This window comes from Burkholderia sp. KL41, from assembly GCF_057005415.2.
On record NZ_CM174447.1, the window covers coordinates 241,554 to 256,324 of the forward strand.

A 14,771-nucleotide genomic window follows, 5' to 3' on the forward strand; every position below is an offset into this window, starting at 1 on the left:
GCGCCGCGCGCCATGCACCACCCTGGCGGTGTCGATCACCCGCGCGTCACGGCAGCGGCGCGAGCAGCCGGCGTGCCGCCTCGACGACGCGTTCGGACAACGACGCCATCGTCGGCGACTGCACGGTCCACGCGTGCCAGTACAGCGTGACGTCGGTCGGATGCGCGGGTGCGAGATCGACGAGCCCCTGCGCGTCGAGCGGCGCGGCGCCGATCAGCGGCTCCGGCACCATCGCGTAGCCGAGCCCGTGCCGCACCGCCGCGAAGTGCGAATGGGTGCCCGGCACGTAGTGGCACGGGTAGGCGCCCTCGGGCAGCCCGAACTTCTCCTTCAGGAACGACGACTGCAGCGTATCGCGCCGCGAGTACGCGACGACGGGCGCCTTGCGCGCGCTTGTGCGGTTCAGCCCGCGCGGGAACCAGCGCACCGCGAACGCGGCGGCCGCGAGCAGCCGGTAGCGCATCGTGCCGAGCGGCGTCGCGAGACAGCCGCGCATCGGCTTCGGCTCGGTCGTCACGCAGCCCACCGCCATCCCGCTTTCGAGCAGCGCGAACGTGTGGTCCTGGTCTTCGACGATCAGCTCGAACAGGATGCGCTCGCCGGCGAGTACGGACGTCAGTGCCGGGAGAAACCACGTGCCGAGGCTGTCGGAATTGAGCGCGATCGTGACCGAGATCGGCGATTCGCGCTCGGTCGCGAGCGTGCTTTGCAGGTCGGCCTGCAGCAGCGCGACGCGGCGCAGGTGCTGCAGCACGCGCTGCCCGGCCACCGTCGGGCGGCACGGCCGCGTGCGCAGCACGAGCGGCGTGCCGAGGCTCGCTTCCAGTGCGCGGACCCGCTGCGTGACGGCCGACGCGGTCACGTGCAGGCGCACGGCCGCCTGCTCGAAGCTGCCCGTGTCGGCGACGGCCAGCAGTGCGGCGGCCTGCTTCGGATCGATCGTCATCGACATGTCGGTGGCATTCCTGTGAACGTAAGACGAGAGGAGCCGCTAGTGTAAGGCAGCCCGCACGCGCGCCCGAAAGCGGCGCATCGTGCTGCCGTGCCGCATTCGTCGTCGGAATCGGCCAAGGCATCGCGCACACCGCATGCCGGTGGCGCGCGCATTTTGAACTAGGCTATATGAACGCGCGGAACCCGGGCATGTGCCATGCCTGCACTCCGCGCGCGGACGATCGCGCGTCGCGCGCAAGCCGCGGCGCGGGCGTCGTGACGATTCCCATTTGACGGAGACGAACATGTCGATTCGACTAGGCGAGGACGCGCCCGATTTCACCGCGGAGACCACCGAGGGAACGATCCGCTTTCATGAATGGATCGGCGACCATTGGGCGATCCTGTTTTCCCATCCGAAGGATTTCACGCCGGTATGCACGACCGAACTCGGCTACATGGCCGGGCTCAAGCCGGAATTCGACAAGCGCAACACGAAGATCATCGGGCTGTCGATCGATCCGGTCAGCGATCACCGGAAGTGGGTGGCGGATATCGCCGAGACGCAGGGTCACGCGGTCAACTATCCGCTGATCGGCGACGACGAGCTGAAGGTCGCGAAGCTGTACGACATGATTCATCCGAATGCGAGCGGCGGCCCGCGCACGGCGGTCGACAACGCGACCGTGCGCTCGGTGTTCGTCATCGGGCCGGACAAGAAGGTCAAGGCGATGCTCGTTTATCCGATGAGCGCGGGACGCAATTTCGACGAGGTGCTGCGCCTGCTCGACGCGTTGCAGCTCAACGCGCAGCATACGGTGGCGACGCCGGTCAACTGGCGGCCCGGCGACGATGTCATCATTCCGACGTCGGTGTCGGACGATGCGGCGAAGCAGAAATATCCGCAGGGCTTCCGGACGCTGAAGCCGTACCTGCGTTACGTGACGCAGCCGGGCTGACGCGCCGTGCCGGCCGGATGCCGGCAGTGCAGGACCACGACGGGGCGGCCCGCGCGGCAACCGCGACGGCGGCGGCCCGGGCCGGACAATGCGCATCAACCAGCGACGGAGCGACTTCGCGATGATCTTCCGGCAACTCTTCGACCCGCAATCGTCGACGTACACGTACCTGCTCGCCGACCCCGCGTCGCGCGAAGCGCTGCTGATCGATCCGGTGTTCGAGCAGGTGCGCCGCGACGCGGCGCTGCTCGACGAGCTCGGGCTGCGGCTCGTCGCGACCGTCGACACGCACGTGCATGCCGATCACGTGACGGGCGCGTGGCTGCTGAAGCAGCGCACGGGCAGCACGATCGCGATCTCGGCCGCGAGCGGCGCGCAGGGCGCCGGTCGCTACCTGAACGACGGCGACCGCTGTGCGTTCGGCGCGCGCTACCTGACCGTGCGCGCGACGCCCGGCCACACGAGCGGCTGCATCAGCCTCGTGCTCGACGACGAATCGATGGCGTTCACCGGCGATTGCCTGCTGATCCGCGGCACCGGCCGCACCGACTTCCAGCAGGGCGACCCGCGTGCGCTGTATCGCGCGGTGCACGGCCGGCTTTTCACGCTGCCGGCCGCGTGCCTGCTATATCCGGCGCACGACTATCGCGGGCTCACGGTGACGAGCGTCGGCGAGGAGCGGCGCTTCAATCCGCGCCTCGGCGGCGATCTGAGCGAAGACGATTTCGCGGGCTACATGCGCAACCTCGGGCTCGCGCACCCGCGCCAGATCGACGTCGCGGTGCCGGCGAACCTTCAATGCGGCGTCGCCGCGAACGCGCCCGATGCGCAGGCGGCACCCGACTGGGCGCCGCTCGTCTATACGTTCGCGGGGTTCTGGGAAATCGATCCGCAATGGCTCGAGGATCATTTGCAGGCGGTGCAGGTGGTCGACGTGCGCGAGCCGGACGAATTCACGGGCCCGCTCGGCCATCTGCCCGGCGCGACGCCGATTCCGCTCGGCGAACTGGCCGCGCGTGCCGGCGAGATCGCGCGCGACCGGCCGGTCGTGACCGTGTGCCGGGCCGGCGGGCGATCCGCGCAGGCGACCGTGATCCTGCTGAAAGCCGGCTTCGACACGGTCGCCAATCTCGGCGGCGGAATGCTGCGCTGGCGTGCCGAGGGGCGCGTCGTGATGGACGGCCGGTCGTAACGGCACAAGTCGCACGACAAAAATTAATTCCGGACCGCTGTCGAAACGGCCGGGTGCCGTTCGTCGTCAAGGTATCCGATCACGTGGCGCCGCACGACGTGGCGCCGAAACCCGGAGAGACCGCACGATGATACCGACGCTTTACGCCCATCCCTTTTCGTCCTACTGCCAGAAGGTGCTGACCGCGCTGTACGAGAACGGCACGCCGTTCGCGTATCGCGTGCTCGCGCACGACGATCCGAAGCCGATGCAGGAACTAGCCGCGCTGTGGCCGTTGAAGCGCTTTCCGGTGCTGGTCGATGCCGGCCGCACCGTGATCGAGGCGTCCATCATCATCGAGTACCTCGGCCTGAACCATCCGGGCCCCGTGCGGCTGCTGCCCGACGATCCGCACGCGGCGCTCGAGGTGCGCACGATGGATCGTTTCTTCGACAACTACGTGTCGACGCCGCAGCAGAAGGTCGTGTTCGACGCGCTGCGGCCGGAAGCCGAGCGCGATGCGCGCGGTGTCGCCGATGCGCGCGCGATGCTCGACACGTCGTATGCGTGGCTGGACAGGAAGATGGCCGATCGCGAATGGGCGGCCGGCGACCGCTTCAGCCTCGCCGACTGCGGCGCGGCGCCGTTCCTGTTCTATGCGGACTGGACGCACCGGATCGATCCGTCGTTCGCGAACGTGATCGCGTATCGCACGCGTCTGCTGGCGCGGCCGTCGTTTGCGCGCGCGGTCGACGAGGCGCGGCCGTATCGCCCGTTCTTTCCGCTGGGCGCGCCCGATCGCGACTGAACGGCGCGGGCGTCGCGCGGCGCGCCGACGCCGCGCATGGCCGGCAGCGCGTGCCGGGGCGACGGAACGAAAGCAGCGGCAGCATCGCGGCGTCTCCCGTTACATCGTGCGGGTGGCCGACTGCGCGAGCGTCAGCAGTTCGTCGAACTGCGTGATCAGCTCGAAGCACAGCAGGAACGCGAGCGTATAGGCCGGCGCGGGGAAGCGCCGGATCGTCGCCAGCACCTGCGGCGCGAAGCGCGAGCGGATCGCGTCGCGCGTCAGCAGCCATGCGATCGCGATGCCGATCGCGGCGCCGGAGATCAGGTCGGTCGGGTAGTGGAAGCCGAGATAGGCGCGCGGTACGCAGATGAACACGACCGCATACAGCAGCGCGAGCACGCCGACGCGGCGCGCGATGATGAAGATGCCGGTGGCGATCGCCATCCACAGCATCGCGTGATCGCTGGGAAACGAACTCCATGCCTGCAGCGTGGCCGCGCGCAGCCCTGCCGACGGGAAGTGCAGGTGCAGTTCGGGGTTGTAGATCGGCCGCACGCGGAACGGCAGCACCTGGGCGAGCAGCCGGCCGAACGCGAGCGCGACGAGCCCGCTCGCGATCGTCGCGACGACCAGCTCGCGCTGCCGCTCGCGGTTCGGGCCCGGCTGGAACCATAGCCAGCACAGCACGGGAATGAGCACGAAGCCCTTGAACGTGTACAGGCCCGCGATCACGCGGATCGCGTGATTCATCAGCGGTCCGAACGTGATGTGGGTGAGGAAGGTCTGGATCGTGGTATCGAAATTGTTCATGTCGTACGATCCCGGCGGACGCCCGATGCATCGCGCGCGGCCGGCCGGATCTGGAAGCGCGCTCGCACCGGAGCGCAACGGGGGGCAAGTATGTCACCCGTTATTTCGAAGAAAATGCGAAAAAATACCGGGAATCCCCTGATGAAACGGGGCTGTGCGATGGGGCCGGATGGGCGGGCGCCGTGCGGCGGGGGGATCGGAATCGTCCGATATTTCCGCGTCGATGCGCGCGGCCATCGGAAAAATAATCGGTAGAACTGGACAGTCGCGCCGGCCGGCGTGGATCTTGCACCGGATGAGCGGTTCTCGCGCCGGATGCGCGCGAATCTGCCGGGTCACGCGGCGTCATGCGTGCGCCGATCGAAAATAAAAGAAAAGGCGGGCAAGCCCTGTGGGCCTGCCCGCCATGTGCGTGCGGTGCGGAAATTCAGCGGCGCCGGATTCGTGCCGTGAGCGCCGTGAGCGCCGGCCGGCCGCAGCGCCGTCAGCCGCGCCGGATGCCTTCGGGCAGTGCGCTGATGCGGCGCACTTCGGGCGAATCGAGCCACGCGCGCGACGTCGCGCAGTCGGCGAACATGTCGGTCGCATCCTCGCCCCAGAACAGGTCGCCGTCGAGTTCGAAGGTCGGCACGCCGAATACGCCGTGCGCGATCGCATCGTCGGTGTTCGCGCGCAGCGCGTCCTTGACCGGCTGGGCTTCGACGGCCGTCACGCCTTCCGGGAAGCCGACGGCTTCGCACAGCGCGGCGAACCCTTCCGGCGTCGACACGTCCTGGCCGTCGCGCCAGATATGCCGGAAGATCCGGCGGATCGCGTCGGGTGAACTGCCCATCGCGATCGCGAGACGCAGCGGCCTGATCGGATTGAACGGGTGCGCGGGCGGCATCCGGAATGCAATGCCGAGCTTGTCCGCGCGATATTGCGCGTGGCGATAGGTGAAGACGCGTTTCGTCGCGATCTCGGCCGGCGCTTTCTGGCCCCAGTGTGAGAGCAGCGCGCCGAGCACGATGGGCCGCGGCTCGAACGCGGCGGCGGCCGGCAACCGGTCGAACTGTTCCTGCTGCAGGTACGCGAACGGCGAGACGAAATCGAAATACCAGCTGGCGGTGCGCGCGGCGTTCATGGTGGCTGCCCTCATGGGTGTCCGGTTGGCGGTGGCACGCGCGGCACGCCTGCAGGCGGCGCGCGATGCATGCATCGGCGGCCAGTGTCGCACGCGGCTGCCTTTTGCGTCGTTGCGTTGTAGCGCTGTTGCGTGGCGGTGCGCGCGCCGCCGGTCATGACGCCGTGTCGTCGTGGCCGGCGGCCGACGCGAACTGCGCGAGGCTGTCACGTACGGCCGCCGCGTCGTAGCGTGCGCCTGCGCCGCCGAGCGCCACGGTCGCCTTCTGCGCGAGCGGCAGCAGCATCGCGAGCGCTGCCGCCATGGCCGGTGCGGCGGCGAGCCGCGATTTCGGGCCCGATACGGTCAGCGCGCCGACACACTCGCCGGCCGCACCGAACACGGGTACGGACGCCGAAGCCGTCTCGGGGTCGCGCTCGCCGTACGACGCGGCCCAGAGTCGTTCGCGCACGTCGTGCCATTGCGCATCCTGCGTGTCGGTGAACGCCAGCAGCACCTTCCCGGACGCGCCCTGGCGAACCGGAAATTCCTCGCCGACACGAATCGACACGCGCACCGCGCGGGCGGGCTCGACCCGGTACAGCACCGAGCGCATGTCGCCCTGGCGCACGTAGAACGATGCCGTTTCGCCGAGTTCGCGGCTGAGCGTTTCGAGCAGCGGCTCGACCACCGGGCCGACCCGGAACGAACGCTGGTACAGCGCGGCGAGCCGCAGCGGCTCGTGCCCAATCGCGTACTGGCCGTCGTCGAGCTTGCGCATGAAGCCACCATGCTCGAGCGCGGCGAGCAGGCGCAGGATCGTGCTCTTGTACAGCCCGGTGCGGCGCGACAGCTCCGCGAGCGACAGCCGGTCGTCGGTCTGCCCGAAGGCGCGGAGGATCGCAAACGCGCGATCGAGGACGGCGACGCCGCTGGACGCTTCTTCGGCCGGCGAATCGGGCTCGTTGCCGGCGTGATCGGTATGAGTCGTAGGCACTGCCTGCTTCCTTCAGAGGATGATCGGTCGACTATATCGTTCTGCCTGACAGAACTCAAGTTCCAGAAAATCGCAATTTCACGGGTATACCCCGCTTACAGCGCGTTCGACGCACGCTTAGAGTTCTATCAAACAGAACGATGTTCTTTCAGATAGAACGATGGAGTATCAAATGAGCGTTTCCGAATATCCGAAGGTGCTGGTCAGCGAGGTCGGGCCGCGCGACGGCCTGCAGAGCATCCGGGCCGTGATGCCGACGGCCGGCAAGCTGCGCTGGATCACGGCGCTGGCCGCGGCCGGCTTGCGCGAGATCGAGGTCGGGTCGTTCGTGCCGGCGAGGCTGTTGCCGCAGATGGCCGACGTGCGTGAGGTCGTCGCGCATGCGCTGGCGATTCCCGGGCTGCATGTCGCCGCGCTCGCGCCGAACCTGCGCGGCGCCGAGGGCGCATTCGAAGCAGGCGTGCACAAGCTGACGCTGCCGGTATCGGTGACGGAGGCGCATTCGCTGGCGAATATCCGCAAGACGCCCGCGCAGATGATCGACGAGGTGCGCGCGATCGTCGCGCTGCGCGATGCGCGGTTCCCGTCGGTGCAGATCGAGGCGGGCGTGTCGGTCGCGTTCGGCTGCACGATCGCGGGCGCCGTCAGCGACGACGAGACGATCGCGATGGCGGTGGCGATGGCCGAATGCGGGGTCGACGAGATCGGGCTGTCCGACACGAGCGGTTATGCGAACCCGGCGCAGGTACGCCGGCTGTTTGTCCGGCTGCGCCGGGAAGTCGGCGACAAGGCGGGCGGCGCGCATTTCCACAATACGCGCGGGCAGGGGCTCGCCAACGTCGTCGCGGCGCTCGACGCGGGCGTGACGACGATCGATGCGAGCCAGGGCGGCCTCGGCGGTTGCCCGTATGCGCCGGGTGCGACCGGCAACATCGTCACCGAGGATCTCGTGTTCCTGCTCGAATCGGCGGGATTCGACACGGGTATCGACGTCGACGCCCTGCTCGCCGCGCGCGCGATCCTGCACGCGGCGCTGCCGGCCGAGGCGTTGTACGGCCATGTGCCGGACGCCGGTTTGCCGAAGGGCTTCCGTTACGCGGACGGCCGTTCTCCAGCCGCGCCGCAACCGGAAGGATGCCTGGCGGGAGTCGCGCAATGAACGGCCGCCAACCCGCTTCGATGCTGCCGTACGCCGGCGTCCGCGTGATCGAGATGACGCACATGGTGATGGGCCCGACCTGCGGGATGCTGCTCGCGGATCTCGGCGCGGAAGTCATCAAGATCGAACCGATCGCCGGCGACAGCACGCGCGCGCTGCGCGGTTCGGGCGCGGGATTCTTCGGGATGTTCAACCGCAACAAGAAGAGCCTCGCGGTCGACGTGAAGGATCCGCGCGGGCTCGAGATCGTGCTGCGGCTCGTCGCGACGGCGGACGTGTTCAGCGAGAACTTCAAGAGCGGCACGATGGACCGGCTCGGCCTCGGTTATCCGGCGCTGCACTCGCTGAATCCGCGCATCGTGTACGTGTCGCACAAGGGCTTCCTGCCGGGGCCGTACGAGCATCGCACCGCGCTCGACGAGGTGGTGCAGATGATGGGCGGCCTCGCGTACATGACCGGCCCGGAGGGGCGGCCGCTGCGCGCGGGCGCGAGCGTGAACGACATCATGGGCGGCATGTTCGGCGCGATCGGCGCGATGGCCGCGCTCGCGCAGCGCGAACGCACCGGCCGCGGCCAGCAGGTGCAGAGCTCGCTGTTCGAAAACAACGTGTTCCTCGTGGCGCAGCACATGATGCAGTTCGCGGTGACGGGGCAGGCCGCATCGCCGATGCCGAGCCGGATTTCCGCGTGGGCCGTCTACGACGTGTTCTCCGTGAAGGACGGCGAGCAGATCTTTCTCGCGGTCGTGTCGGATACGCAGTGGGCGCTGTTCTGCGATGCGTTCGGGCTGGCTGCGCTGAAGGACGATGCGCGCCTCGCGACCAACAACCTGCGCGTGCAGGCGCGCGAGTGGCTGCTGCCCGAACTGCGCGCGCGGCTCGCGCCGCATTCGGCCGCGGAGGTCGGCGCGATCTTCGAGTCGATCGGCCTGCCGTATGCACCGATCACCAGGCCGCAGGACCTGTTCGACGATCCGCACCTGCTGGCGACGGGCGGCCTCGCGGACGTGACATTGCCGGCCGATGCGAGCAGCGCCGGGCGGCCGGTCGACACGCGCACCGCGCTGCTGCCGCTCACGCTCGCGGGCGAGCGCCTGCGGCTGCGCTCGGCGCCGCCGGCGCTCGGGCAGGACACGTGCGCGCTGCTTGGCGAACTCGGCTACACGCCGGACGAGGCGCGCGCGCTGATCGAGGCCGGCGTCGTGGCCGGGCGGCACGACGCGGACGGCGCGGACGGCGCGGCGGCGGGCGGCGCGCCGTCCCCGAACGAACTGGCGAGCGCGTAGCGCGGCCGCGATCCCCTGATCGAACAAAGGCGTCCCGGCCGCGCCACGCGCGGGCGAGGATCGCCCTATCCACGGAGACAACCATGACATCCGCATTCCCGGCGCTGGCCGCCGATCGCGAGACCGATGCATCGATCGAGCAGCGGGCCGTGCGCAAGGCCGCATGGCGCTTCATCCCGCTGCTCGCGCTCGCGTATTTCTTCAATTACCTGGACCGCACGAGCGTCGGGTTCGCGGCGCTCACGATGAACCGCGATCTCGGGCTGACGGCGACGCAGTTCGGCTGGGGCGCGGGGATCATGTTCGCCGGCTACTGCGTGTTCGAGGTGCCGAGCAATCTCGCGCTGTACCGCTTCGGCGCGCGCCGCTGGCTCGCCCGCATCATGATCACGTGGGGCGTGATGGCGGCCGCGACTGCGCTCGCGACCGGGCCGACGAGTTTCTATGCGATCCGGCTGCTGCTCGGTATCGGGGAAGCCGGGTTCTTTCCGGGCGTGATCTTCTTCCTCGCCGTGTGGTTTCCGGCGAGCTACCGCACGCGGGTGCTGGCGTGGTTCACCGTGTCGACGCCGCTGTCGTCGCTGATCGGCGGGCCGCTGTCGACGTGGCTGCTGCAGCTCGACGGCGCGCTCGGGCTGGCCGGCTGGAAATGGATGTTCATCGTCGAAGGGCTGCCGGCGTGCGCGCTCGGTTTTCTCGTGCTGAAGCTGCTGTCCGATTCGCCCGCGGATGCCGCGTGGCTGACGGGCGACGAGCGTGCCGCGCTGCAGCGCGCGTTCGAGCGCGAAGGCGCGGCCGCCGGCCGCAAGAAGCGCTTCGGCGTCGCGCTGCGCGACGTGCGCGTGTACGTGCTCGCGCTGATCTCGTTCGGTTTCACGATGGGTTCTTACGGGATCGGCATCTGGCTGCCGCAGATGCTCAAGGCGCACGGCATGTCGACGATGCAGACGGGCTGGCTGTCCGCGGTGCCGTACTTCTTCGCGACCGTCGCGCTGCTGTGGTGGGCGAAGCGCGTGGACCGTCGCGGCGGCCCGGTCGCGAACCTGGCGATCGGGCTGTTCATCGGCGCGGTGGCGCTCGGCGTCTCGACGCACTTCCTGACGCTCGGCCCCGCACTCGCCGGCATCACGCTGGCGCTGGTCGGCACGATCGCCGGCCGCACGATCTTCTACACGCTGCCCTCGCGCTTCCTGTCCGGCCAGGCGGCGGCCGGCGGGCTCGCGCTGATCAACTCGATCGGCGCGCTCGGCGGCTTCGCGGGCCCTTATCTCGTCGGCTACCTGAAGGACGGCTTCGGCACCTTTACCGCCGGCATGCTCGGTCTCGCGATCGTGCTCGCGATCACGACGCTGCTGACGCTGTCGCTGTACGCGTTCGACCGGAGCGAATGACATGGACACGACGCTTTCGATCAAGCGGCGCCGGCTGCTCGGCGCGGCCGCCGCATCGCTCGCGCTGCCCGCGTTCGTCGAGACGCGCGCGGCGACCCAGGAGGGAGTTTCCCGCATGACGACGCAAAGCAACTATCTGGCGGTCCGCCCCGACTGGCTCGCGTCGGCGCTCGAACCCGTGCTCGAGCCCGACCTGCCGATCGTCGATGCGCATCATCATTTCTATGAGCGGCCAGGCTGGATCTACATGCTCGACGACTATCTGCAGGACGCGCGCTCGGGCCACAACATCCAGGCGTCCGTCTACATGCAGGCGCAGACGCGCTATCGCGATGCGGGCCCGGTCGAACTGAAGCCGGCGGGCGAGACGGCCTACGTTGCCGGCGTGACCGAGCCGTTGCAGCAGCACGGCCGTCCGGCTGTCGCGAAAGGCATCGTCGGCCATGCGGACCTGCGTCTCGGCGAGCGTGTGCGCGAGGTGCTCGAAGCACATCTCGAAGCCGGGCGCGGGCGGTTTCGCGGCGTTCGTCACCTGACGACCTGGGATGCCGATCCCACGCTTGCCAATCCGCTATCGGCGGTGCCGCGCGGCATGCTGCTCGATTCCGCGTACCGGGCGGGCGTCGCGCAGCTCGCGCCGCTCGGGCTGTCGTACGACGCGTGGCTGTTCTTTCCCCAACTACCTGAACTGTTCGAGCTCGCGAAGGCGAATCCCGATACGCGCATCATCGTCAATCATTGCGGCGGCGTCGTACGGATCGCGAGTTATGCCGACAAGCGGCCGGAGGTGTTCGAACGCTGGTCGGCGTCGATGCGCGCGCTCGCGCAGCTGCCGAACGTGTACGTGAAGGTCGGCGGGCTCGGGATGCGCATCAACGGTTTCGATTTCGAGAAAGGCGCGCGGCCGCCGTCTTCCGTGCAACTCGCCGACGCGTGGAAGCCGTGGATGATGACCTGCATCGACGCGTTCGGCCCCGAGCGCTGCATGTTCGAGAGCAATTTTCCGGTCGACAAGGGCTCGTATTCGTTCGTGAACGGCTGGAATGCGTTCAAGCGCCTGACGGCGCAGGCAAGCCCGGACGAGCGCGACGCGCTGTTCCGCGGCACGGTCACGCGGGCTTACCGGCTCGGCTGACGCGCGTCGCGACGACAGGCCCGGCGCTTGCTCACCCCGCCTCCACCAGCGCCGCCAGCCTCGCCAGCGCCATTTGCCAGCCGGTTTCGTTGTCGGCGGCCGGCACGCCGGGCGGCACCCCGTCGTGCACGGCGTCCACGCGCGTGCCGCCCGCTTCGTCGGACAGCGTGATCGTGATCGTCATGGCGCCGCGCAGCATCGGATCGTCGGTTTCGAACACGTCGATCTCGACGATCTGCTCGTCCGGCACGAGCGTGACGAAGCGGCCGTGATAGGTATCGGTGCGCGCGGTGGTCTTGCCGGCGCCGGCCGACGGTGCGTCATAGCTCAGCGACACGCGCAGCGCGCCGCCTTCGCGCGCGTCGTATGCATGCACGCGGCACGTCATGCCGTCGGGCACCTTCCATTGTTCGACGGCGTGCGGATCGAGCAGCGCGCGGTAGACGCGCCCGCGCGGGGCGTTCAGGTGCCGGCTGACCCGGGTCGAATGCGTGTGCGTGTGCAACATGTCGCCTCCCGCGGAGCGCGCGCGACGGTGCACGCCGGCGGCCGGCGTGTCGTCGCGCTTCCTTCAGGAATCCTAGGCGCGTGCGAGGCGGCATGCAATGATCGCGCACCCGGCCGCGCTCAGCGCAGCGCGGCCGCGAAGGCGTCGAGCTGCGTGATGCAGGTGTTCCAGCCCTCGAAGAAGCCGAGCGCTTCATGGCGCTCGCGCGTGGCGGCGTCCGGATGCATCACGCGTGCCTCGTAGCGGCTGCCCGCATCGTCGTCGGCCATCGTGACGACTGCCGTGAACCCCATCCACGGCAGTTGCGGCCGCCAGCCGCCCCCGAGCATCGACGTGAACGCGATGCGCGATTCGGGCACGATTTCGAGGAAGCAGCCGGGGTTGTCGCTCGTGCCGCCGTCGGGGCCGCGCATGAACGTGTGGAAAGCGCCGCCCGGACGCAGGTCGAATGCGCGCACTTCGGTGGTCCACGGTTTCGGGCACCACCATTCCTTCAGCAGGTCGGGGTCGGTCCACGCACGCCACAGCGCGTGGCGCGGCGCGTGCAACGTCCGCGTGATGACGAGATCGTGGGCTTCAGCGGGGTCGATGGGGCTGGCTGACATCGTGCTCCTCCTGGTGACGGCGTTCGACGAATTCGACGAGACGATCGGATCGTGCTTCCCACAGCGCGCGCTGCGCGGCGAGCCATGCCTCGGCCTCGGCGAGCCGGCTGCCGACCAGTGTGCAGGTGCGCGAGCGGCCGGATTTCCGGGTCTGCACGAGGCCGCTGCGCTCGAGCACGGCCACGTGCTTCATGAACGACGGCAGCGCCATGTCGAACGGCTCGGCCAGTGCGGAGACGGTCCGCTCGCCCTGGCCGAGCGCGCCGACGATCGCGCAGCGCGTCGGATCGGCGAGGGCGTGGAAGACGTCGCTGATGCCGGGTTGAAAGTTAGCCATGTGGCTAAGTGTAGGCAATGGGAACGGCGATGCAACGGAAATTTTCGTCGCGTAGGATGATGGGGCGGTAACACGCGCCGACCGGGCGCGGTGTCGCCGCATGCCTGCTGCCGTTGCGCGAGCCGCGACGATCGGCCGGTGTTCTTTCCGATCCGGCCGCCCGCCGAACCCGTGCGGGCGGCCCACCTGATTACCGGAGATGGCATGACCGAATCCGTTACCGTCCGCCGCATCGACGCGGGCGAAGCGATGACCTGCGTCGATGCGCTGGCCGACGTGCTGATCGATTGCGTCGAGGGCGGCGCGTCCGTCAGCTTCATGTTGCCGATCGAGCGGCCGACCGCCGTCGCGTTCTGGACCCACGTCGCCAACGGCGTCGCGAACGGCGAGCGCATCCTGCTCGTCGCCGAGGACGCGGCCGGCCGGATCGTCGGCACCGTGCAGGTCGTGACCGCGCAGCCGGAGAACCAGCCGCATCGTGCGGATATCGCGAAGATGCTCGTGTCGCGTCACGCGCGCCGGCAGGGCATCGCCGGGCGGCTGATGGCGGCGGCCGACGCGGCCGCGCGCGACGCCGGCAAGACCGTGCTCGTGCTCGATACCGTGACGGGCGGCGACGCCGAGCGGCTGTACGAGCGGGCCGGCTGGCAGCGCGTCGGCGTCGTGCCGAACTATGCGTTGATGCCCGACGGCACGCCCTGCGCGACGACGGTTTTCCACAAGCAACTCGCGTAACGGGGCGGGCGATGCATCCCGTCGCTCCCGCGCTCCTGTCCCTTACGCTCGCGGCCGGTCTCGTCGCGCTGGTCGCGCCTGCGTGGCTCGCGGCCGCGTGGCGACGCCGTACGCAGGTGCCGCTTCGCGTGTTTTTCTACGGGATGCTGACCTTCTTCGTGTTCCAGCCGGTACTGCGCATGTCGTGGCAGATTCCGCTGTACCGCTGGCTTGCTCACGATCCGCGCTGGCACCTGCCGATGCTCGTGTTCGCGGCATTGACGGCCGGGCTCTTCGAGGAATGCGGGCGCTGGGTCGCCTTCCGGTATCTGCTGCCGAAGCGGCATGATGCGCCGACGGCCGTGATGCTCGGGCTCGGGCACGGCGGACTGGAGGCGATGCTGCTGGTCGGCGTCGGGTTTCTCGCGCTCGGCACGACTTATCTGCTCGCGCACGCGGGTGTCGTGGTGCCGGAGGGCGTGCAGTCGCTGGTCGGGTCGCAGTTCGCGGGCATGACGCTCGCGTCGCCCGTTCTCGCGTTGCTCGAGCGCACGAGCGCGCTGGCCGCGCATGTCGGACTGTCGCTGATCGTGCTGCAGACGTTCGTGCGCGGAACGAAGCGCTGGCTGGTGCATGCGATTGCGCTCCATTTCGTGTTCGACCTCGTTGTCGTGCTGCTGACGCGGTACTGGCATGTCGATACGGTGCTGGTCGAGGCGACCCTGTTCGTGTGCAGTGTCGTGCTCCTGTTGCTGGGCATTCGCTGGAGCCGCCGGACAGCGGGTGCCGGAGGCGCGAGCACCGGGCACATCGCGTGACGGGCAGGGAGCGTGTCAGCCGTTTGCAGCGGGTTCGGCCGCCGGACGGCCGGCGC

16 protein-coding genes are annotated in these 14,771 nt (G+C 69.0%); 9 read left to right on the forward strand and 7 right to left on the reverse strand.

Translation table 11 applies throughout. The annotated features are described in order from the left end of the window. Positions 1-46: 46 nt before the first annotated feature. A complete protein-coding gene (locus PQB87_RS18730; RefSeq protein WP_021164296.1) occupies positions 47-952 on the reverse strand; it encodes an HTH-type transcriptional regulator ArgP in 906 nt (301 codons plus the stop codon). Positions 953-1,238: 286 nt separating this feature from the next. Here PQB87_RS18730 and PQB87_RS18735 point away from each other — a divergent pair, with 286 nt between their 5' ends. The 3 genes from PQB87_RS18735 (at position 1,239) to PQB87_RS18745 (ending at position 3,871) form a co-directional block, all read left to right on the forward strand. Continuing rightward, positions 1,239-1,892 carry a peroxiredoxin gene (locus PQB87_RS18735; RefSeq protein ID WP_027790373.1) on the forward strand — a complete coding sequence of 218 codons (654 nt, stop codon included), beginning with the start codon at positions 1,239-1,241 and terminating at the stop codon, positions 1,890-1,892. Between the two features lie 121 nt (positions 1,893-2,013). Continuing rightward, complete coding sequence (locus PQB87_RS18740; protein ID WP_489243473.1) at positions 2,014-3,084, forward strand: rhodanese-like domain-containing protein; 1,071 nt, start codon at positions 2,014-2,016, stop codon at positions 3,082-3,084. Between the two features lie 127 nt (positions 3,085-3,211). After that, positions 3,212-3,871 carry a glutathione S-transferase family protein gene (locus PQB87_RS18745; RefSeq protein WP_489243474.1) on the forward strand — a complete coding sequence of 220 codons (660 nt, stop codon included), beginning with the start codon at positions 3,212-3,214 and terminating at the stop codon, positions 3,869-3,871. 99 nt (positions 3,872-3,970) lie between these two features. Here the strand turns inward: PQB87_RS18745 and PQB87_RS18750 are convergent, their stop codons facing one another. From PQB87_RS18750 to PQB87_RS18760, 3 genes are all read right to left on the reverse strand, one after another. After that, a complete protein-coding gene (locus PQB87_RS18750; RefSeq protein ID WP_489243475.1) occupies positions 3,971-4,663 on the reverse strand; it encodes a phosphatase PAP2 family protein in 693 nt (230 codons plus the stop codon). Between the two features lie 484 nt (positions 4,664-5,147). Continuing rightward, positions 5,148-5,786 (reverse strand): 2-hydroxychromene-2-carboxylate isomerase, encoded by a 639-nt coding sequence (locus tag PQB87_RS18755; RefSeq protein WP_175830403.1) that lies wholly within the window; start codon positions 5,784-5,786, stop codon positions 5,148-5,150. 154 nt (positions 5,787-5,940) lie between these two features. Further along, positions 5,941-6,762: an IclR family transcriptional regulator gene (locus tag PQB87_RS18760; RefSeq protein WP_059552602.1), complete on the reverse strand. Its 822-nt coding sequence runs from the start codon at positions 6,760-6,762 to the stop codon at positions 5,941-5,943. Between the two features lie 172 nt (positions 6,763-6,934). Here PQB87_RS18760 and PQB87_RS18765 point away from each other — a divergent pair, with 172 nt between their 5' ends. The 4 genes from PQB87_RS18765 to PQB87_RS18780 all read left to right on the forward strand — a co-directional run bounded on the left by PQB87_RS18765 (position 6,935) and on the right by PQB87_RS18780 (position 11,733). After that, complete coding sequence (locus tag PQB87_RS18765) at positions 6,935-7,921, forward strand: hydroxymethylglutaryl-CoA lyase (protein ID WP_060061014.1); 987 nt, start codon at positions 6,935-6,937, stop codon at positions 7,919-7,921. Further along, positions 7,918-9,207, forward strand: coding sequence for a CaiB/BaiF CoA transferase family protein (locus tag PQB87_RS18770; RefSeq protein ID WP_233344325.1), 1,290 nt, complete (start codon positions 7,918-7,920; stop codon positions 9,205-9,207). Before PQB87_RS18765 ends, PQB87_RS18770 begins: the two co-directional genes overlap by 4 nt. A gap of 83 nt (positions 9,208-9,290) precedes the next feature. Continuing rightward, the gene (locus tag PQB87_RS18775) at positions 9,291-10,598 is read left to right on the forward strand and encodes an MFS transporter (RefSeq protein WP_175860383.1); all 1,308 of its coding nucleotides are present in this window, start codon (positions 9,291-9,293) and stop codon (positions 10,596-10,598) included. Position 10,599: 1 nt separating this feature from the next. Then, positions 10,600-11,733: an amidohydrolase family protein gene (locus tag PQB87_RS18780; RefSeq protein ID WP_301863816.1), complete on the forward strand. Its 1,134-nt coding sequence runs from the start codon at positions 10,600-10,602 to the stop codon at positions 11,731-11,733. A 31-nt stretch (positions 11,734-11,764) separates the two neighbouring features. On the opposite strand, the gene PQB87_RS18785 is transcribed toward PQB87_RS18780, so the two are convergent. From PQB87_RS18785 to PQB87_RS18795, 3 genes are all read right to left on the reverse strand, one after another. After that, positions 11,765-12,241, reverse strand: coding sequence for an SRPBCC family protein (locus PQB87_RS18785; protein WP_059684055.1), 477 nt, complete (start codon positions 12,239-12,241; stop codon positions 11,765-11,767). A 119-nt stretch (positions 12,242-12,360) separates the two neighbouring features. Continuing rightward, entirely contained in the window at positions 12,361-12,846 is a 486-nt protein-coding gene (locus PQB87_RS18790) for an SRPBCC family protein (RefSeq protein WP_489243476.1), read from the reverse strand. Beyond that, entirely contained in the window at positions 12,818-13,183 is a 366-nt protein-coding gene (locus tag PQB87_RS18795; RefSeq protein WP_489243477.1) for an ArsR/SmtB family transcription factor, read from the reverse strand. Before PQB87_RS18795 ends, PQB87_RS18790 begins: the two co-directional genes overlap by 29 nt. A gap of 204 nt (positions 13,184-13,387) precedes the next feature. On the opposite strand from PQB87_RS18795, the gene PQB87_RS18800 reads away from it, so the two are divergent. Together PQB87_RS18800 and PQB87_RS18805 are read left to right on the forward strand one after the other, a co-directional pair. Beyond that, a complete protein-coding gene (locus PQB87_RS18800) occupies positions 13,388-13,918 on the forward strand; it encodes a GNAT family N-acetyltransferase (protein ID WP_153490464.1) in 531 nt (176 codons plus the stop codon). 11 nt (positions 13,919-13,929) lie between these two features. Beyond that, on the forward strand, positions 13,930-14,715 hold the full coding sequence (locus PQB87_RS18805; protein ID WP_489243478.1) for a YhfC family intramembrane metalloprotease: 786 nt from the start codon (positions 13,930-13,932) through the stop codon (positions 14,713-14,715). Positions 14,716-14,771: the final 56 nt, after the last annotated feature.